A 19,966-nucleotide genomic window follows, 5' to 3' on the forward strand; every position below is an offset into this window, starting at 1 on the left:
GTTACTGCTCGATGAGCCCACCGTCGGTGTCGATCCGTTATCCCGACGCGAGCTGTGGGACATCGTGAGCGGTCTGGTCGAAAATGAAGGCTTGTCCGTCCTCGTCAGCACCTCCTATATGGACGAAGCCGAGCGTTGCGCTCACGTGGTCGTGCTCCACGAAGGCAAGGTGCTGGCAAGCGGCCCACCCGACGAGTTGCGATCACGCGCAGACGGCCACTCCTTCTTTGTAATCTCACAGCGGCAAGAACCCGCACGCAAACTGCAGGCGGAGCTCATCGACCGCCCCGACGTCATCGACGCGGTACCTCAAGGCGGCCAGGTGCGCGTAGTACTGCGCGAGCGCGAGCCGTTGTCGCTCGAGGGCGCAACGCTCGAAGCGACGCCTCCCAATCTCGAAGACAGTCTGATGATGTTGCTGCGGCAGGAAACGCACGTGCGGCCCGCCGCGAACGCCGCGCTCGAGCTCGTCAAGAAAGAGGCGCAGGGTCACGACGTCGTCATCGAAGTGCACGATCTGGTCCGCAAGTTCGGCGACTTCACCGCCGTGAATCGCACCAGCTTCGAAGTAAAGCGGGGCGAAGTGTTCGGACTGCTCGGCCCGAATGGCGCCGGCAAGACCACCACGTTTCGAATGCTGTGCGGCCTGCTGCCCGCCACGTCCGGAACGCTACGAGTCGCCGGCGCGGACCTGCGACGGGCACGCGCCGAAGCCCGACAGAACATCGGCTACGTGGCACAGAAATTCTCGCTCTACGGCGACATCAGCGTGCTCGAGAACCTGCAATTCTTCGCGGGCGCCTACGGCCTGCGCAATTCGCGCGCCGAGCAACGCATCGAATGGGCCATGGAGAACTTCGAGCTCAAGCAGCGCGCGACGTCCACCGCCGGCTCGCTCCCGGGCGGCTTCCAGCGCCGTCTGGCGATGGCCGCCGCGCTGTTGCACGAGCCCGCCATCGTCTTTCTCGACGAGCCGACCAGCGGCGCGGATCCGTTGGCCAGGCGCGAATTCTGGCGACGGATCGGCTCGCTCGCCGATCACGGCACGACCATCGTGGTCACCACCCACTTCATGGAAGAAGCCGAGTACTGCGATCGGATCATGATCCAGGACGCGGGCACGATGCTGGCGATCGGCACGCCCGAAGAAGTGCGCAAACAGGCGGGCGAAGCCGACCGGCCGGCGCGCTCCATGGAAGAAGCATTCATCGGCATCGTCGAACACGCCCGCGAACGAGCCCAACGTCAGGAGCACGCCGCATGAGCGACCCACCCGCTCAATCGCAGCGACTTTCCTGGCGCCGGTTGCGCGCGCTGACCGTGAAAGAAACCCGTCAGCTGCTCCGGGACAAGAGCAACCTGATGGTCGGCCTGTTCCTGCCGGTCGTGCTGATTTTGATTTTCGGCTACGGCCTGTCGTTCGACGTGAGAAACGCCCCCGTCGGCATCGTCTCGCAGGACACGTCGCCCACGGCCCGGGACGTCGTCGCAGGTTTTTACCTGTCGCCCTACTTCACCGTGACCGAGTTGCACTCCATGAGTGAGGCGCAGCGCTTGATGCGCGCGGGCAGGATCGAGGCGATCGTGTACATGCAGACCGATTTCTCGCGCAGGCTGGCAGCGGGCAACGCGACCATTCAAGTGCTGGTTAACGGCGTGGATGCAAATCGCGCACGTGTACTGGAGGGATTCGCGCAAGGAGCGATTGGACAGTGGAGCGTCAAGCGCGCGGCAGCCGGCGCAGGGGGCGCCATGCCCGCACCAGCGGTGCGACTGGAAACACGCCTGTGGTTCAACGAGGCGAACACGAGTACGCACTTTCTGGTTCCGGGGCTCATCGTTCTGATCATGACGTTGAACGGTGCACTGCTCACCTCGCTGGTGATGGCGCGTGAATGGGAGCGCGGCACGCTGGAATCTCTGTTCGTTACGCCGATCAACACCGGCGAGCTGATCGCCTCCAAGCTCATTCCCTACTTCGGCGTCGGCCTGTGCGGTCTCGCGATGTGCCTGCTGGCTGGGAAATTTCTGTTCTTCGTGCCCATCCGCGGCTCGTTGCTGCTGATCATCTTGATCTCGATGCTCTATCTGTTGGTGTCGCTGAGCCTGGGCCTGCTGATCTCCGCCGCCACCAAGAATCAGTTCCTGGCCTCGCAGATCGCTTTGATCACCAGCTTCCTGCCGGCGCTGATGCTGTCGGGGTTCATTTTCGACCTGCGCAGCGTGCCCGCCATCGTGCGCGCCATCAGCACGGTGCTGCCGCCCACGTACTACGTCGAAGCGCTGCAGACGCTGTTTCTCGCCGGCAATGTGCCCGGACTGATCATCAAGGACGTCGCCGTGCTCATCGTCGCCGCAGTCGTCCTGCTCGTCCTCATCCGGATCAACACGCGGAAGCAACTGGTATGAACGCGACGCTCCACCGCATCGCCATTCTGATCCGCAAGGAGCTGATCGCGATCTTGAAGGACCCGCGCAGCCGGCTGGTGCTGGTATTGCCAGTGGTTCTGCAGTCGTTGCTGTTCGGCTATGCAGCCACGTTCGATCTGAACGAAGTGCCCTATGCGCTGCTGGACACCGACCGAAGCAACGCTTCGACTCAGTTCATGGCACAAGTCGACGGTTCGGGTGTGTTCACGCGAGTGGCGAATCTGACCAGTGCCTCGCAGATCGGCGAGACCATCGGCAAGAAGCGCGCGATCCTGGTCATCCATGTGCCCTTCAACTTCGAACGCGACATCGAGTCGGGACGCGGCGGCGTCGTGCAAGTCATTGCCGACGGCCGTAACTCGAATACGGGCAATGTCGCCGCCTCCTATGTCACCGCCGCGGTCGATCGCTTCAACACCCAGTGGAATGAACTGCGGGGCGGTCCGACGCCGGCACTCACCATTCAAACCCGCGCCTGGTACAACCCGAACATGGAGACACGCTGGGCCATGATTCCCGCCCTCATTGGCGCGCTGAGCATGCTCCAGGTGTTGATGCTGTCCGCGCTGTCGGTGGCACGCGAACGCGAACAAGGCACGTTCGATCAGTTGCTCGTCACCCCGTTGCGCCCGACGGAAATCATGTTCGGCAAGGCGGTGCCGCCCATTCTGATCGGGCTGACGCAGTCCTCCATCATTTTCCTGGTGGCGCGTTTCTGGTTCGGCATTCCCTTTCAAGGCTCGCTGATCACGCTCTATTCCGGGTTGCTGTTGTTCACCACCGCCGCGGTCGGCATCGGACTCGCGCTCTCGGCGTTTTCGAAGACCATGCAACAGGCCATGCTGTACACGTTCGTTCTGCTGATGCCGATGATGCTGCTCTCCGGCCTGACCTCGGCGATCAGCAACATGCCGCCGGCCATGCAGTACCTGACCTATGCCAATCCGCTGCGCTATGCGATCGACCTGGTGCGGCGTGTATATCTCGAAGGAGCGAGCTTCGGTTATCTCTACCACGACATGTGGCCGCTGGTGATCATCGCGCTGGTGACCCTGCCCATGGCTAGGTGGCTATTCCGACACCGGCTCGTGTAGGTGCATCATGAGAAACAAGATCATCTGGATTGCGATCGGTTCGGCGCTGCTCGGCGGTTGTGCCGTCGGCCCGGATTTCAAAGCGCCGCAGCCCGCTCTGCCGGAGCACTGGCGCGACTCCACGGTTGCCAACGACGCGATCGAGCAGATGTGGTGGAAACAATTCCACGACGCGACGCTCGACGACCTCGTCGCCCGCGCACTCTCGAACAACGCCAACGTGCAGCTCGCCATGCTACGGGTCGCGCAGAGTCGAGTGCTTCGCAATGCCGATTCGGGCGCGTTCTGGCCGAACGTGAATGCCAAGGGCGCCTATCAACGCGAACGACAGAGCGAGCTCGGCACGGCCACCCGAATGATCGATTTGATCGCGCCCGCGGGTGAACGCGAGCAGATCGTCCAGGTGCTCAGCGAACCGTTCGACGTGTTTCAGGCCGGCTTCGACGTTGGCTGGGAACTGGACCTGTGGGGCCGGCTTCGTCGCACGGTCGAAGCGTCCGACGCCAACGTGCGCTCGAGCGAACAGGACCTGCGCGACGCTCAACTCTCTCTCATTGGCGAAGTCGTGCGCGGCTATCTGGAACTGCGCGGCGCTCAGGATCAATTGCGAATTGCGACCGCCGATGCCGCCGCCGGCCAGGATCTGGTGGAGCTCACTGAGTATCGGGTCAAAGGCGGCCTGGTCGATCAACTCGATCTGGCCACCCAGCGCGCCCGTCTCGCCGACACGCGATCGACGTTGCCGCAATTGAAACAGCAGGAAACCCAGTTGCTGAGCGCACTGGCGGTGCTGCTCAATGAGCCGCCCGGCTCACTCGACACTCAACTCACCGCCGCGCCGCCGACGTTCACGTTGCCACCCGCCGTTGCCGGCGGCGTGCCTTCGGAAGTCGCGCGACGCCGTCCCGATATTCAGCGAGCCGAAGCGCAGTTGCATGCGGCAACAGCGGAGATCGGCATTGCCGTCGCCGATTTATATCCACGTATCACGCTGACGGGTAGCTTCGTGCAGGAATCGCTGCGCGCATCGGACCTTGGCGACTGGGGTGCGCGACAGTGGTCCGTCGGCCCGAGCATCAGTCTGCCGATCTTCGATGGCGGTCGCCGGCGCGCAGTTGTCGAAGTTCGCAAACTCGACCAACAGCAGGCCGCCGTGTCGTATCAACAAACGGTGTTACGCGCGTGGCATGAAATCGAAACCGCGTTGAGCGGCTATAGCGCCGAGCAGGAACACAATCGGGAGCTGTCAACCGCCCTCACCGCGAGCCGCGACGCCTATGACATCGCTCGCGTCCGCTACAACCACGGCATGATCAACTATCTCGGCGAGCTCGAAGCGCGGCGCACGTTACTGCAGACGGAACGCGCCTACAGTCAGAGCAACATTCAGCTGGGGACGCAGTTGGTCGCGGTCTACAAGGCGCTGGGTGGCGGCTGGCCGCAGTGAGGGACGATAGCGGCTCTCGGCAATCTGGAGGTGCGGCTGGGAGATAGCCACTAACACGCGGAATACTGCAGGTTATTTGCGCTTATCGTCTTTAATTTGCATCATGACGCATGTTAGGCGGCTCGCTCTGCATCTCGACACCTCCCGAGGACAAAGCCGAATGAAGGACTCACGCAGGCTCCCCTCCATCTCCATCCTGCTCGCCTCGATTCTGCTGATGACCCAGGGTCTCGCAGCGGCGGCCACAAAACCGATTGACCGCGACAAGACTCTCCCCCTCCTCGAACGCGCCGCCGACTGGCAGCTCGCGCACCTCGAACCCGTCGACACGCTCAAAGTCATGCGCGAGGAAACGCGCAGTCCGCGAAGCTGGCAGCAAGCTGCCTTCTATATCGGGCTGACGGCGCTCGCTGAACGAAGCAAATCGGAGCGCTTCAAGGAAGCCATCCTGAGTCAGGGGCGAAATCAGAGATGGCGGCTTGGGGACAGGACGTATCACGCCGACGATCAGGCGATCGGGCAGAGTTATCTTTGGGCTTCTGCCCACGGCGCGGGACAGGAAGCGCTCGTGCCCACGCGAAGGAGGCTCGAGGCGATCATGGCGGCGCCGCCGACGAACGATCTCGACGCGCGTGGAGGGGCGCAGTGTTGGGATCGGTGGTGTTGGTGTGATGCGTTGTTCATGGCGCCGCCGCTGTGGGTCGAGTTGTCGCGGGTCACGAAGGATCCGCGCTACGCCGAGTTCGCGCACAAGGAATGGAAGGCGACGCAGGCTTACCTCTACGACCGCGAGCAACATCTGTTCTATCGCGACAGCCGCTTCTTCGACCGACGAGATTCGAAGGGGCGCAAGTTGTTCTGGAGTCGTGGCAACGGCTGGGTATTCGCGGGCGTGGCGCGGGTGCTCACAGCACTGCCGAAGGACGATCCAACGCGGCCCGCCTACGAAACGCTGTTCAAGGAAATGGCGGCGAAAATACTGACATTACAGAAGCCGGACGGGTATTGGCCCACCTCGCTGCTGGCGCCGGAGAACGCGCCGCCTGAATCGAGTGGCACGGGCTTCTTCGTTTACGGCCTGGCATGGGGCATCGACATCGGCCTGCTCGATCGCGCCACCTACGAACCGGCGGCGCTTCGAGGTTGGCAGGCGCTGGAGAAAGCAGTGGACGCGGACGGCCGGCTCGGATGGGTACAGCAAGTGAGCGACAGGCCAGAGCAAGTTGAGCAGTCGGACACCCAGTTCTATGGTGTCGGTGCGCTGTTGCTGGCGGGCTCGGCGCTGCTCGATCTCTATAAATAGCGCTCAAGCATCGAGCAGACGGCGCACGCGTGCCGCCAGTTGCGTGCGATTGAAAGGTTTGGTCAACAGCTCGACGTTGCTCTCGAGCTTGCCCTGTTGAAACATCGCGTCCTGCGCATAACCCGTAGTGAACAGCACGGGTAGCTCGGGGCGCAGCCGACGCGCCTCCTCGGCGAGCTCGCGGCCGCTCATATGCGGCAGCCCTACATCGGTGAACAGCAATCGAATTTCGGGATGATCGGCAATCATCCGCAACGCCGACGGGCCGTCGGACGCGTGCAGAACCGAGAAGCCCAGCTCTTCCAGACATTCGATGCTGTAAGCCCGCACATCCTTCTCGTCCTCGACGACCAGCACGGTCTCGGTCTTGTCGCCACGGGGCAGTTCATCGCCGTTTCGTTCGGACCGAGGCTCAGCCGACGCGTCGACGCGAGGCAGATACACTTTCACGGTCGTGCCTTGACCCGGCTCACTCTGCAACTTCACCGTGCCGCCGGATTGCTTCACGAAGCCGAACACCTGACTCAACCCCAGCCCGGTGCCCTGCCCCAGCGGCTTGGTGGTAAAGAATGGATCGAAGGCGCGGGCGACCACTTCAGCGGACATGCCGACACCTGTATCGACCACGCTGATCACCGCATGCGGACCGGGCTTCAGATCTCCCAGACGCAGCGCCTCGTCCTCGCTGACATCCACCAGCTCGGTCATGATCGTCAGCGTGCCTTTGCCGGACATCGCGTCGCGCGCGTTCACTGCCAGATTCAACAGCGCGCTTTCCATCTGATTCGGATCCACGCTGACCTGACCGACGCCGGCGCTCAAGCGTGATTGCACGGCGATGGCTTCGGGCAGCGTGCGACGGATCAGTTCGAGCAGCGTCGTCACCAACTGATTCACAGCGGTGGGCTTCGGATTGAGCGGTTGCCGGCGGGCGAAGGCGAGCAACTGATGTGTCAAAGCAGCCGCACGCTCGGCACCGCGCGTAGCATGCTCGATCGCACGCTGCAATTTCTCGTCATCCGCCGCCGCGCGCCGCTGCACGACATCCAGATTTCCCAGGATCACGGTGAGCAGATTGTTGAAGTCGTGCGCGACGCCGCCGGTGAGCTGGCCGATCGCTTCCATCTTCTGCGCCTGATTGAGCTGCTCCTGAATCAAACGCCGCTCGGTCATGTCACGCGTGATCTTGGCGTAGCCGACGACTCGATGATCCGGCCCGTAGATCGGATCGATCAGCACGCTGGCCCAGAAGCGCGAGCCGTCCTTGCGCATGCGCCAGCCCTCGCCTTCGAACTTGCCTTTGGTCGCGACCAGGCTGAGCGAGCGATCCGGCAGCCCGATGGCACGATCCTCGACGGTGTAGAACTGCGAGAAATGGCGACCGATGATTTCCTCCGCGCTGTAGCCCTTGATACGCTCGGCACCTGGATTCCACGAGGAAACGAATCCGTCGGCGTCGAGCATATAGATCGCGCAATCCGTCACGCCCGCGACCAGCTGCGCGAACTGCCGTTCGGAGCGGGTCATTTCCTCGGTGCGCGATCGCACTTCACGTTTGAGAGAGTCGTTGAGCTCGCGCAGCTCGCGGGAAACCCGGGCACGCTCGATCGAATCCCAGCAACGGCTCGCGACCAGCTGCAACAGATCGACCTCTTCCGCCCGCCAGCGTCGCGGCTTGTCGTGATGAACGGCCATGAGCGCGCACAAGTGGCCCGCCTTGATCAGCGGCACGGAAATCATCGAGCGGATCTGTGCCTGGCGATAATTGCCGAGAACACTCTGCGTGCGCGGATCGGTCTCGGCATCCTCGATGACGCAGGCCTGCCCCGATTCGATCAGCCGCACGAACTCGGCGCCGAACTCGCTGGAGCGATACCGGCCGACGAATGGCCGCACGCCGTTGCTGTAATCGCAGGTTATTTCAAAGGAATCCTGGTCGCGCGCCACATCCGCATACGCGCAGCGACTGACTTTCAGGTACTCGCAGACGAGACGGGCCGCTGTCAGCGTGATCTCGGCGGCATCCACCAGGGGGTGAATGGCTTGATTCAACGCCAGCAGGAACTCGTAAGGTGCAGTCTGGGGCGGCACTTCTCTCATTGCCGTCCCATATGCCATTTACATGCCAGCCATGCAAGTACACCCGGCATGGAAAGGGGGCGGAGTCGGCTCAGCGGCCAGCTCCGCCCCCTGGCGTCGGCAAGTCGCCGTCAGATCAGAACTTCACTGTGGCGCTCACGTGCAGGAAGCGGCCCAACATGTCGTAGTAGCCGTCGACAGTGTTGAAGTAGTTGGTCGACAGATTGAGGCTGACCAGTGGCGGCTCCTTGTCCAGAATGTTGTTTACGCCGGTGACGATGCTGATGTTGTCGCCCACCGAGAACGTCCCCGACAGGTCGAAGAAACTCTGGGCGTTGATGCCGGCGTCGATACCCGACGTGACCGCCGGATTGTCGACCTCACCGTAGTAGCGCCAGTTCAGCGTCGCCGACCAGAAGCTGTCCGAGGCGTAGGTCGCGCCGAACGTGTGGCGCCACTTCGGCGTCGGGAAGTTGCAGTTGCTGCTGTACAAGCCTTCGCACGAGAAGCGCGAGCCCGGCACGCCCTTGACGTTCTCTTGGAATTTTTTCAAGAAACGGCTGCCATTGAGTGAGAACCTTACATCGCCCGCGCCGACCGGCACGGCGTAGTCGAGGTTCAGATCCACACCGCGGTAATGCCAGGCACCGAGATTGGCGTTGGTAGCTGCGATGTAGCCGCCCGAACCGCTCAGCAAGTCCAGCCACAGATTGCCGTCCGCCGCGCGATGAATGAGGCTGCACAGCGACGCATCGCCGGTCAAAGCGCACTGGTTGAGCGCCGTCGACGCGCCCACCGTCCCGATCACGTCATCGATCTTGATATCCCAATAGTCGATGGCGATGTTCATCCGGTCCAGCGGCGAGAGCACCAGACCGATGGTGACGGTGTCGGCCTGCTCCGGATCCAGGTTGGGATTGCCGCCGGTCAGCTGGTTGAACTGGCCGACCGGATTGGCGGTGACTGAGCCATAGCGGCCCGGATCGACACCGGTGCGCGCGCACTGCTCAGCGGAATACAACGGAGTGGCGCCGGCGCAAGGATCGGAACCGTTCCACAGACCGTTCGATTGCGGCTCGAACAACTCGGCCACGTTCGGAGCACGCACTGCGCGGTTGAAACCGCCGCGCAGTTTCAGTTGCTGAATCGGCCGATAGTTCAGACCGGCCTTCCAGGTGCTCTGCGTGCCGGACAGGTTGTAATCGGAGTAGCGATAGCCGAGCTCCGCCGACAGGTTCTGCACCCACGGCAGATTCTCGACCAAGGGCACCGCGGCTTCGACGAAGAACTCGGTCACATCGTACGAGCCCTTGGTGTCCTGCTGCTGCGTGCGACCGAGGATGTCGCCCTGTTTCTGCGGATCGTCGAAGTACGTGCCGAATGTTTCCTTGCGATACTCGGTGCCGAGCACCAGCGCGATCGGATTGGCCGCGGACGGAATCGTCAATGGCAGATCGCCGGAAACGAAGGCATTGGCCACATACGTACTGGCGTCGCCATCGATGTAATGATCGCTGGTCATGTAGTCCAGCGCGTCCTGCGTGACGCCGCCCGGCGTGAACACCATGTACGGGCGGCAAGAGCCGCCCGAGACGCACACGATCTCACCGTTGCCGTTACGAGTCAGGTTGACGGCATTCAACACCCGGCTGCGCACGAACACATTCGTGCCCTGCTCGGAGCTGGTGGTGTTGCCGTACATGAACGATACGTCGTAACGCCAGTTGGAGGTGATGTCGCCCTTCAAGCCGGTGACGGTGCGGAACGAGTTGTACACCTTGTCCCAATAACGGGCCTGGCCTTCCACGTTGCGCTTGTACAGGTTGACGGTGAACGAATCGGTGGGCGCAAGATTCAAACCGCTCGCGCCGCAAATCTCCGCCGCCTGCGCCGTGCTCAAAATCGGGCTGTCGCAGCGAATCGTCGCCGGCATGCCGAACGTGGCGGTTTCATCGTAGTAGTTGCGGCTCTCGGCGCGCATGAAGTTCGCTTCAAAATACGCCGTGGCGTGCTCGTTGATTTCGTAGTTGACGAATGCACCGGCGCGCAGCCGCTTGGCCGGGTGGCGCATCGACAGATTGTTGCCCCAGTTGGCGAGATTGTCGTCGTAAGGCACCAGGCTGCCGTCGTTCGCCAGCATCATCTCGGCATCGAGCTCAGGAAAATAATAGTTCGGCCGGCCGGCTTCGAACGAACCGCTGCAGGTCGCATCCGAACCGAGTGCGCAGGAGGTGTAATCGCGCGCGCTCATTCGCAACAGCGCGCTCTTGTCGGCGCCGAGGTAGGCGCTGATGTGCCCGGCGCCGTCCGCGAATTTTCCGCCGGCGGCGATATCGATCTTGTACTGCTCGCCATCGAAGGAATTGCCTTTCGCGTACCACTCCTCGCCACGTGCATCCATCGCACGCGACACCATCGTGTTGTCGTTGTCGTGCTGGAAGGCGGAAGCGCCGGTGGAAATCTTGAAGCCTTCGAACTCCGTATCCATGACGAAGTTGACGACACCGGCAACCGCGTCGGCGCCATACACCGAGGAAGCGCCGCCAGTGAGGATTTCAACATTCTTGATCAAGCCCGGCGGCACCAGGCTCGGATCGGGCGCGGCGTCACCGTAACCGCCCGCTTGCAAACGACGGCCGTTGACCAGCACGAGGGTACGCTCAGAACCGAGAGCACGCAGATTGACGAAGGTTCGGCCGGACTCGCTCTGCTCGGTGCGCAGCTGTGGCATGTGCATCAGCATTTCTTCAGTGCGGATGTAACCGCGCTGCGCGATCTCGACTTCACCGAGCACCGACACCGGACTGACCGCCTCGATGTCTTTACGCGTCAGTCGCGAGCCGGTGACCACAACTTCAGCGACATTCTCGGACGTCGACGATAGTGGCTCGGCCGCCGGAGCGGTCTGCTCCATGGCGCCGCCGGCGATGGCCGCCGATGTATTGAAATGAGCCAGCGTCGCGGCGATTGCGACAGCCAGCAAACGATTCCGACCGGTAAACGATTTCAGCATGTTCAACCCCTGATCCGGTCGTCTTCGACCGATACGACATTCAGTCGATCAGGAGCCGGCTTTCCAGCAAGTCGATTTGCACCTCGGAATAAAAAGGCCGAGGCAGCATGTACCGCCCCGGCCTCGTATCGTCGTTGCTTCAGAACTTCACAGTCGCGGTCAGGTGCACGAAACGACCCAGCATGTCGTAGTACCCGTCGACGGTGTTGTAGTAGTTGGTCGAGATGTTGAGGCTGACCAGCGGCGGTTCCTTGTCGAGGATGTTGTTCACGCCGGTCACGATGCTGACGTTGTCCGCCACCTTGAACGTGCCCGACAGGTCGAAGAAGCTCTGCGCGTTGATGCCCGAGTCGATACCGGTCGTGACCGCCGGGTTGTCGACCGCACCGAAGTAACGCCAGGAGACCGTCGTCGACCAGAAGCTGTCCGAGGCGTAGGTCGCACCGAACGTATGGCGCCACTTCGGCGTCGGGAAGTTGCAGTTGGCGCTGTACAACCCTTCGCAAGAGAAGCGCGAACCCGCCAGCCCCTTGACGTTCTCACGGAACTTCTTGAGGAAGCGGCTGCCATTCAACGAGAACGTCACATCGCCGGCGCCCACGGGCAGGCTGTAATCCATGCTCAGGTCCACGCCGCGATAGTGCCAGGAACCCAGGTTGGCGTTGGTGGCCAGGATGTAGCCGCCCGAGCCGCTCAGCATATCCAGCCACAGATTGCCGTCCGGAGCGCGGCGAATCAGGTTGCACAGCGACGCTTCGCCGGTCAGGGCGCACTGGTTGAGGGCCGTCGAAGCGCCCACCGTGCCGATCACGTCGTCGATCTTGATGTCCCAATAGTCCAGCGTGACGTTCATTCCACTCAGCGGCGAGAGCACCAGGCCCACGGTGATGGTGTCGGCCGTTTCCGGATCGAGGAGCGGATTGCCGCCGGTGATCTGGTTGAACTGACCCACCGGGTTGGCGCTCACCGAACCATACTGACTCGCCGACACGCCAGTGCGTGCGCACTGTGCCGCGCTGTACAGCGGATTGGCGCCGGCACAGGGGTCCGAACCGTTCCACAGACCGTTGGCCTGCGGACGGAACAACTCGACCACGTTCGCAGCGCGGACCGCGCGGTTGAAACCGCCGCGCAACTTCAGCTGACTCGTCGGGCGATAGTTGAGACCGACCTTCCACGTCTCCTGCTCGCCGGACAGGTTGTAGTCGGAGAAGCGGAAGCCGAGCTCCGCCGACAGGTTCTGCACCCACGGCAGGTCTTCGATCAACGGCACCGCCGCCTCGACGAAATATTCCTTCACGTCGTAACTGCCGCTGGTGTCCTGCTGACGCGTGCGGCCGAGGATGTCGCCCTGCTTCTGCGGATCGTCGTAGAACGCACCGAAGGTTTCCTTGCGATACTCGGCGCCGAGCACCAGGGCGACGGGGTTGCGAGCGGTCGGCATCGTCAGTGGCAAGTCGCCGGAAACGAAGGCGTTGGTCACATAGGTGCTCGCGTCGCCGTCGATGTAATGATCCGAAGTCAGATAATCGAGCGCGGCCTGCGTGATGCCGCCCGGCGTGAACAACATGTATGGCACGCACGCACCGCCCGACACGCACACGATGTCGCCGTTGCCGTTGCGAGTGACGTTCACTGCGTTCAACAGGCGGCTGCGCACGAACACATTCGTGCCCTGCTCCGCGCTCGTGGTGTTGCCGTACAGGAACGACACGTCGTAGCGCCAGTTCGCATTGATATCGCCCTTCACACCCGTGACCGCGCGGAACGAGTTGTACGTCTTGTCCCAATAACGCGCATCGCCTTCGACGTTGCGCTTGTACAGGTTGACGCTGAAGCTCTGCGTCGGCAGCAGATTCAGGCCGCCGGGACCGCAGATCTGCGCTTGCTGGGCCGGGCTCAACAGCGGGCTGTCGCAGCGGATCGAGGCCGGCACGCCGAACGTCGCCGTCTCGTCGTAGTAGTTACGAGATTCGGCGCGCATGAAATTCAACTCGAAATACGGCTTGGCGTGCTCGTTGATTTCGTAGTTGATGAAGGCGCCGCCGCGCAGACGCTTGGCGGGATGGCGCATCGACAGGTTGTTGCCCCAGTTGGCGAGGTTGTTGGTGTAGGCCGCCAGCGAGCCGTCGTCCTGCAGGGTCTGCCGGCCCAGGGGATTGGCGAAAATGAAGTTCGGATCGCCGGCTTCCAGCGAGCCACTGCAAGTCGCGTCGGCAGCGAGCGCGCAGGAGGTATAGTCGCGTGCGCTCATGCGCAACAACGAGCTCTTGTCGATGCCGAGGTAGGCACTGATGTGGCCGGCACCGTCCATGAATCTGCCGCCCGCCATGATATCCAGCTTGTACTGTTCGCCATCGAAGGAGTTGCCCTTCGCGTACCAGTTCTCGCCGCGTGCATCCATGGCTCTGGACACCATGGTGTTGTCGTTGTCGTGCTGGAAACCGGACACGCTGCCGGTCATCTTGAACCCTTCGAAATCGGTATCCATCACGAAGTTGACGACACCCGCGACGGCGTCCGCACCGTACACCGAGGAGGCGCCGCCGGTGAGGATCTCGACGTTCTTGATCAGGCCCGGAGGCACGATGCTCGCATCGGCGGCCGCGTCACTGTAACCGCCCGATTGCAGACGTCGGCCGTTGACCAGCACGAGGGTACGCTGCGAACCCAGACCGCGCAGATCGACGAACGTGCGGCCGGACGTGCTCTGGAAAGTCTGCAGCTGCGGCATGTGCATCAGAATTTCTTCCGTGCGAATGTAGCCGCGCTGTGCGATTTCCACTTCGCCCAGCATGGTGACAGGGCTCACTGCCTCGATGTCACGACGCTGCAGTCGAGAACCCGTAACGACGATCTCGGCGAGATTGTCGCTGCTGCTCGCCGAGCCCGGCGCAGTCGACTCGGCCGGTGCCGGTGCCGGCGCCGGCGCCGCACCGCTGGAATCCTGCAGATAAGCGGCATTCACGATAGTCGCCTGAGCCAGCCGGATAGGCCGCGCACCCGACGCCGAAGAGTCATGCGCAGCGGCCCGCGGTGTCGTCGTGACCAGCAGCGCATCGCCCTGCTCTTTGATGATGAGCTGTGTGCCTTCGATGAGCTTTTCGAATGCCGCGCGCGGCTCCATCACGCCGCTGACGCCGGAGGTTCGCAGACCCTGCAGCGCTCTGCTCGGATACACGACATCGACATTGCATTGCTTGCCGAGCGACTCCAACGCGTCCTGCAGAGTTCCTGCGGAAACATTGATGGCTCTCGGTGCACCGGCGGCGACTTGATCGGCGATCGCCGCCGATGCATTGAAATGTGTCAGCGCCGCGGTAATAGCGACGGCGATCAACGTGTTTCTACTGGACGTCTTCAGCATGCCTCAACCCCATGACTCGGTTCTTATCGACCGGATACAAAATCAGTCGATCAGGAATCGGGTTTCCGGCAAGTCAATTTGCGCGCAGCACGATTCGTTCGTCTTCCATGACGACCTGAATCGGAAAACCTTCCGAGAGCAAACGAACGAAAGCTTCCGGCTGAGTCGCGCGGAAGATGCCACCGATCTGCAAGGCTGCGACCCGATCGTCTTCGATGACGATGGGCCGCGTGTTGTAACGATTGAACTCGGTAACCGCGTTCGACAGCGGCGTATCGCGGAACGTCAGCACGCCGTTGCGCCAGCTGAGCGAGCGCTCGATATCCGCCAATGCTTCCTTTTGGACCAGCATGTCGTCGTGACGCGCGCGCAGGACCGAGCCAGCGCTCAACGGGCCCGGCGGCTTGACTTGCTTGCTCGGCGTTTCCATGCGCACCGTGCCTTCGGAAACGATCAATCGCATTTCGTCGCCTTCGCGACGCACCGAGAATGCGGTACCGACGGCAATGATGCGTTTGTCGCCGGCCACGACCACGAAAGGCCGGTTGGGATCCTTGGCGACTTCGAAGAACGCCTCGCCATGTTTCAACTCGACGCGCCGCTCGTGCTCATTCAGCGCGATCGACACCTGACTGTTGGTATTCAGCAGGACGCGCGAGCCGTCGACCATCGGCACGCTCTGCATGCCGCCCACCACCGTGACATGCGTGCCACGCGGAACGTTCGTCGCCTTGAACACGACCAGACTGACACCGACGGCGAGCACCAGCGCCGCCGCGAGCGCTCGCCAACGCAACTGTCGTTCGCTGATCTGCGGCCGCTTCGGCACGGGCTGCGGCTGGGGCTGAGCATTGGCGTTGGTGGTGCTGGTGTTGCCCACCAGCGCCTGCAAGCGCCCGGTCTCCTGCCACGCCGCGTTCAATCGGTAGTAGGCGACGCGATGGCCCGGCGATGCCGCCAACCACTCATTGAAGGCAGTCGCATCCGCCTCGCTCCATTCCCCGGAGTCACGGCGTGCAATCCAGGCAGCGGCGGCGCGTTCGCTTTGTTCTCTACTCTCCATGTCGGGACTCGACAGCAATCAGCGGCTCATCGTTGACTCGCTTGGCGGATGAATGCCCGGTGCTGCCATACAGGGCATTTGCAAGCAGGGCGATGCCGCGGACCAGATGGCGTTCCACCGTGGCCTCGGCGATCCCCAACCGTTCGGCGATCTGTTTCTGGGACAGGCCTTCGACCCGCTTCATCCACACCACTTCCCGGCAACGCGGCGGCAGGCGGTCGAACAACTTCGACAGCCGCTGCACCTGTTCCCGGCCGGTGGCGCGACGCTCCGGCGAGACCTCGTCTATTAGGACGTTTAACGAATCCACATCCTCCAACAGATCGATCGCGACGATGCGTTCGCGACGGACACGGTCGATGAGCAGGTGGCGCGCCACTCCGAACAGGAACGCGCGCGGCGAGTGCGGGAGCTGCCGCTCCGCGCCTTCCAGGACCCGCACATAGATGTCGTGACGGATGTCCTGCACGTCGTTCTGATTGAACCAGTTGCGCGATAGAAACCGCACCAGCGCGGGCTCGTGAATCAGGATCTCGCGACGAAACCAGTCCTCAATCGACGCTTGCACGGCTCACGTCCCGTTGAGTTTGTGCAGGCGGCGGGCATTGTCCGCGAGGATCATGCGCGCATAGCGCACGGCGTCGTCCTTGGTCAGCACGCCGTCGTCCACCAGCACCGCCAGTGCCTTGGCCACGTGCTTCTTCGCCCACTTCGCGCCCAGATAAAAGAACTCGGGCACGTGATACGCGTCGCTGCCGTACATGACTTTCGACAGCGGCGCGGTCTCGAACGTTTCCAACAGGCGCTGATACAAGCCCCGGTTCACGAACGGCGCCATCACCGACATGTCGTACCAGACGTTCGGGAAGATGTGCGACATGTACGCCGCTTCAGTGTGATGCGGGAAGCCGGCGTGCAACAGCACGATCTGCACCGGCTTCTGCGGCAAGTCGACCGGATAGCGCACGACGTTTTCCAGCTTGTATGGATAGTGCGTGCTGATCTTGTCTTGCCCTTCGCCATTGCCGGCGTGGATGTGCAAAGGGATATCGAGCTCGTATGCGACCGCGCAGGTCTCCCATACGATGAAATCCTGCAGTGTCTTCCAGAACGCCGGACGCCATTCGCGATTCCAGACGCGCTTCTTGTCGGCTGCCGGCAGCTTGCGCCATTGTTCCCACGCCTGCTCGGCCTGGGCCGCGGTGACTACCTCAACGTCAGCTCCCGTCTGTTTCACGATGCCGGACTTGAACGCAACCGCGCCCTGCTCTTTCGCCCGACGCCGCAGCTGCTCCCGATTCCCGGAAACGAGGTCCGAGAACGGAATGTCCTTGTCGATGATGCCGTACGCGCCAGCGGTTGCAACGTCGTACACCTTCATGCGCAGACTGCGTTTGAAGTCCGCCTGCTTGGGCTCCGGCAGGGTCCACGCGCCCAACGAGCCTTGCACCAACGCGCCTTCCAGCTTCGCCGAGCCGAACAGGTCGTTCACGTAACGCCAGAAGTCGCCCCGGGTGTACTCGTTGCGAGCCGCGATCACGTCCTTCAACGTCGGCTTGCAACGGAAGAAGGTCGCCATCTCCTTGGTGAGCGCCTCGACGAACGTGGTACTGCGCATTTGCGAGACCACTTCGTCGAAACGCTTCTGGATGCCGTACTTGTGATCCAGACGCGCGCGCTCTTCCGGCCCCGCCGCACGCCATTGCTCGTAAACCGTCTGCTCCTGACCGGGCTCGGCCGGGAAGTACGCGTCCAGCATCCACGCGCTCAACGCCAGCGTTTCGAGAAAAATCTCTTCAGTGACCGGCGCCAGTGCAGGGAAACCATGAGAGTGCACATCGAGCACGGGCATTGCCTCGATGGCCTCGGCCAGCTCGTGCGCCGTGTTGCCGGTCGCACTTTGCGACGCGTGGGCAGACTTGCTGGCGACGACGCCGGCCGCACTCGCCAGTCCCAACAGAGACATGATGTGTCTGCGATTGAACAACGCGCGATCCCCGATTCATTCTTGTACTCGCGGGGGACAATACGTCGCCAGGATCGCGGCGCCAAGCGCTGTTACAAAGGAACAACTCGCTTGCAGGAAGTGCGCGGGCCGTTCGTCTCAATTAGATTGAGCAGCGCGTAAAGTCGGGACGCGACCCCGGCGGTTTTCAGTATTTATACCGAAAAGCCAGCTGGAGCAGGCGCTCCGTGGCGCTGGCCGGCAAACCGACTTCCGCACGCTGGCGGAGCGAGCCACTGAGCTGAATGGCTTCGGCGGCCAGCTGACAGTGATCGTTCAGATCGAACAGGTACGCGGCAGTCCACGCATCCGCGTCCTGGTTGCTGTCGAAAAACCGCGCATTACGCACAGTTTCGGTCTCCATGCGGTCGTAGCGTGCAGTAATTCGGTGCGGCCCGTACTGCTGACTCAACAACACGAACCACGAGTCGAAATCGACGATGATCAGGCCGCGACCGTCGACGCTCGGCCCGACCGCGGTATCGCCTCGCATGTACTGCGAAATCGCCGTGATCGCGTGCGGCAGCTCGAGCCGGGCCCCCAGCGCGTCGAACCGGGTCAGCCAGGTCGGTTCGCGCGCGTGCCGCTTCGACGTGTCGCCCCGGTTGTCGTAATGCAGAGCCCGGAGCACGTGCCGGCCGGAAATTTTCGCCTCCAGGCCCGCGTAATAACCCATCCGGTGGTCGACCTCGTCGAAGAACTCGATGTTGGGAATGCTCGGGTTCATGACGATGGGTCGCGGCAGTTCCCCGAATAGCGCGGTCTGCCGGTCGTGAATCCCCCAGCCGCGCTGGAACAGCAGAATGCCGGCCGGATCGTTCCAGGCATAGACCGAGCCAACCACGCTCACATCGAAATTGCGTCCGGCGGTCGCGCCGAGCGCGGTCAGCGACGTTTCCAGGCCGATGGTCCGCAATTCTTCGCCGAGCCATGTGTTGATGGCTGACGAGCTGATGCTGTACAGGCTGTCCCAGCCGACGGTGCGATTCTCCAGAGAGATCGGCGCGTAGAATGCCCCCACTCGCGTCTTCCAACGCAACCAGTTCGATGGATATGGCCGCCACTCGAGATATGCCTCGGTGAGATCGATAGGATTTTGATCGCCGTCGCCCGTGGCTCTCGCGGTGACGTTGTAACGAACGGTCTCGATGAGCTCACCGGCGGCGTCGATCATCACGCTGCCGAGCCTGATCCCGTCATCGTCGCGACCGAAGCGCAACTGACCGGTGCCACCCTCGGCAAAGGAATCCAACGGCGAATCGACGGCGACGGCGCGCACGTCGATCTGAGCGGTGAGTTCGTGCGATCCCGCGTCCTGAGCGAGCGCGGACTGACTCAATGTCCACGCGGAGATCGCCAGTGCAAAACAAGAGAGGCGCATCAGTAGTCTCGCACGCGCTTGTCTTTGATCGGCACCGGCTCGGGCCGCAAGCCGCGTTTCAATTTGAACGACGCGCGAGCCGATGTCTCACCGACGACGACGCTCTGAGTCTGCAACCACTCATGCGGTGGCAGTAGCGGCGTCCACACCTGCAGCTCGTACTCGCCTGCCGGGATATCCCGCGCCTTCCACACGCCGTCGCTTGCCGTCGTGCCGAACCAGGGTGATTCCGTGATGTAGAGATAACCGATCATGTTGTCGTGGATGTTGCAGCCGACGGTCACGATGCCCGGCTTGTCGAACAACACGGGCTCACGCGGCTTGCCGTGATACAGGGCCAGCTCGAAACGCTTGGGCGGCGAGAACGAATACACCTGATGCGCCACCGAATCGTTATTGGAGAACAGCACGCGCGTGCCGGTCTGGATGGCGAGCACATAGGGCGCGAATTGTCGGTCGACCTGGTCCATCTCGACCATTGTGGGCGACCGCGCCGGCGCGCTGACCGGAGCTTTCGGCGTTGCGACGACAACCACATTGCGGGCCGGCTGCCCCTGGTTATCGCTCACATTGACGGTCAGCTCATTGGCCGACGCCGCCGGGCCTGCAAGGGCCAACCCCAGCAGCACGACCGAGACTCGATGCGGCGGCGGATTCACGCGGCGGATTCTGCCTCCGGCGTTGCGCCGGGAGCATGCCCTGGCGCACAGAATTGCAGGAATATCCTGGGATAAGGCTCGGCCCAGGCGCGCGTGTTCCGATACATATAATGCTCGCCGAACCA

The 19,966-nt window shown here is 62.5% G+C and carries 13 protein-coding genes; 5 read left to right on the forward strand and 8 right to left on the reverse strand.

The window, feature by feature from the left end:
* Positions 1–412: 412 nt before the first annotated feature.
* From EKO19_RS39720 to EKO19_RS02965, 5 genes are all read left to right on the forward strand, one after another.
* Positions 413–1,264, forward strand: coding sequence for an ABC transporter ATP-binding protein (locus EKO19_RS39720; RefSeq protein ID WP_407676634.1), 852 nt, complete (start codon positions 413–415; stop codon positions 1,262–1,264).
* Positions 1,261–2,409 (forward strand): ABC transporter permease, encoded by a 1,149-nt coding sequence (locus tag EKO19_RS02950; protein ID WP_129774908.1) that lies wholly within the window; start codon positions 1,261–1,263, stop codon positions 2,407–2,409. Before EKO19_RS39720 ends, EKO19_RS02950 begins: the two co-directional genes overlap by 4 nt.
* The gene (locus EKO19_RS02955) at positions 2,406–3,524 is read left to right on the forward strand and encodes an ABC transporter permease (protein WP_129774909.1); all 1,119 of its coding nucleotides are present in this window, start codon (positions 2,406–2,408) and stop codon (positions 3,522–3,524) included. The genes EKO19_RS02950 and EKO19_RS02955 overlap by 4 nt, the downstream gene beginning before the upstream one ends.
* Positions 3,525–3,531: 7 nt before the next feature.
* Positions 3,532–4,971: an efflux transporter outer membrane subunit gene (locus tag EKO19_RS02960; protein WP_129774910.1), complete on the forward strand. Its 1,440-nt coding sequence runs from the start codon at positions 3,532–3,534 to the stop codon at positions 4,969–4,971.
* A 160-nt stretch (positions 4,972–5,131) separates the two neighbouring features.
* On the forward strand, positions 5,132–6,274 hold the full coding sequence (locus EKO19_RS02965; RefSeq protein ID WP_217705099.1) for a glycoside hydrolase family 88/105 protein: 1,143 nt from the start codon (positions 5,132–5,134) through the stop codon (positions 6,272–6,274).
* Between the two features lie 3 nt (positions 6,275–6,277).
* Here EKO19_RS02965 and EKO19_RS02970 read toward each other — a convergent pair whose 3' ends face one another.
* The 8 genes from EKO19_RS02970 to EKO19_RS03005 all read right to left on the reverse strand — a co-directional run bounded on the left by EKO19_RS02970 (position 6,278) and on the right by EKO19_RS03005 (position 19,841).
* Complete coding sequence (locus EKO19_RS02970) at positions 6,278–8,374, reverse strand: ATP-binding protein (protein ID WP_175596941.1); 2,097 nt, start codon at positions 8,372–8,374, stop codon at positions 6,278–6,280.
* 115 nt (positions 8,375–8,489) lie between these two features.
* The gene (locus EKO19_RS02975) at positions 8,490–11,366 is read right to left on the reverse strand and encodes a TonB-dependent receptor plug domain-containing protein (protein ID WP_129774912.1); all 2,877 of its coding nucleotides are present in this window, start codon (positions 11,364–11,366) and stop codon (positions 8,490–8,492) included.
* A 139-nt stretch (positions 11,367–11,505) separates the two neighbouring features.
* The gene (locus EKO19_RS02980; RefSeq protein ID WP_129774913.1) at positions 11,506–14,733 is read right to left on the reverse strand and encodes a TonB-dependent receptor; all 3,228 of its coding nucleotides are present in this window, start codon (positions 14,731–14,733) and stop codon (positions 11,506–11,508) included.
* A 73-nt stretch (positions 14,734–14,806) separates the two neighbouring features.
* Positions 14,807–15,796 (reverse strand): FecR family protein, encoded by a 990-nt coding sequence (locus tag EKO19_RS02985; RefSeq protein ID WP_129774914.1) that lies wholly within the window; start codon positions 15,794–15,796, stop codon positions 14,807–14,809.
* The gene (locus EKO19_RS02990; protein ID WP_129774915.1) at positions 15,786–16,364 is read right to left on the reverse strand and encodes an RNA polymerase sigma factor; all 579 of its coding nucleotides are present in this window, start codon (positions 16,362–16,364) and stop codon (positions 15,786–15,788) included. Before EKO19_RS02990 ends, EKO19_RS02985 begins: the two co-directional genes overlap by 11 nt.
* A 3-nt stretch (positions 16,365–16,367) precedes the next feature.
* The gene (locus tag EKO19_RS02995; RefSeq protein ID WP_129774916.1) at positions 16,368–17,783 is read right to left on the reverse strand and encodes an amidohydrolase family protein; all 1,416 of its coding nucleotides are present in this window, start codon (positions 17,781–17,783) and stop codon (positions 16,368–16,370) included.
* A gap of 166 nt (positions 17,784–17,949) precedes the next feature.
* Positions 17,950–19,182, reverse strand: a complete 1,233-nt coding sequence (locus EKO19_RS03000; RefSeq protein WP_129774917.1) for a hypothetical protein — start codon at positions 19,180–19,182, stop codon at positions 17,950–17,952.
* Positions 19,182–19,841, reverse strand: coding sequence for a methylamine utilization protein (locus tag EKO19_RS03005; protein ID WP_129774918.1), 660 nt, complete (start codon positions 19,839–19,841; stop codon positions 19,182–19,184). The genes EKO19_RS03000 and EKO19_RS03005 overlap by 1 nt, the downstream gene beginning before the upstream one ends.
* Between the last annotated feature and the right edge of the window lie 125 nt (positions 19,842–19,966).

It is taken from the genome of Peristeroidobacter soli, assembly GCF_004138485.1.
In the GTDB taxonomy this organism is placed as follows: domain Bacteria; phylum Pseudomonadota; class Gammaproteobacteria; order Steroidobacterales; family Steroidobacteraceae; genus Steroidobacter; species Steroidobacter soli.

What these genes read in the sequence shown, in the direction of transcription:
- EKO19_RS02960 (WP_129774910.1), top strand. Translation starts at nt 3,532, where the DNA reads ATGAGAAACAAGATCATCTGGATTGCGATCGGTTCGGCGCTGCTCGGC.
- EKO19_RS02985 (WP_129774914.1), bottom strand. Translation starts at nt 15,796, where the DNA reads ATGGAGAGTAGAGAACAAAGCGAACGCGCCGCCGCTGCCTGGATTGCA.
- EKO19_RS02965 (WP_217705099.1), top strand. Translation starts at nt 5,132, where the DNA reads ATGAAGGACTCACGCAGGCTCCCCTCCATCTCCATCCTGCTCGCCTCG.
- EKO19_RS02950 (WP_129774908.1), top strand. Translation starts at nt 1,261, where the DNA reads ATGAGCGACCCACCCGCTCAATCGCAGCGACTTTCCTGGCGCCGGTTG.
- EKO19_RS03000 (WP_129774917.1), bottom strand. Translation starts at nt 19,182, where the DNA reads ATGCGCCTCTCTTGTTTTGCACTGGCGATCTCCGCGTGGACATTGAGT.
- EKO19_RS39720 (WP_407676634.1), top strand. Translation starts at nt 413, where the DNA reads ATGTTGCTGCGGCAGGAAACGCACGTGCGGCCCGCCGCGAACGCCGCG.
- EKO19_RS02970 (WP_175596941.1), bottom strand. Translation starts at nt 8,374, where the DNA reads ATGAGAGAAGTGCCGCCCCAGACTGCACCTTACGAGTTCCTGCTGGCG.
- EKO19_RS02975 (WP_129774912.1), bottom strand. Translation starts at nt 11,366, where the DNA reads ATGCTGAAATCGTTTACCGGTCGGAATCGTTTGCTGGCTGTCGCAATC.
- EKO19_RS02980 (WP_129774913.1), bottom strand. Translation starts at nt 14,733, where the DNA reads ATGCTGAAGACGTCCAGTAGAAACACGTTGATCGCCGTCGCTATTACC.
- EKO19_RS02955 (WP_129774909.1), top strand. Translation starts at nt 2,406, where the DNA reads ATGAACGCGACGCTCCACCGCATCGCCATTCTGATCCGCAAGGAGCTG.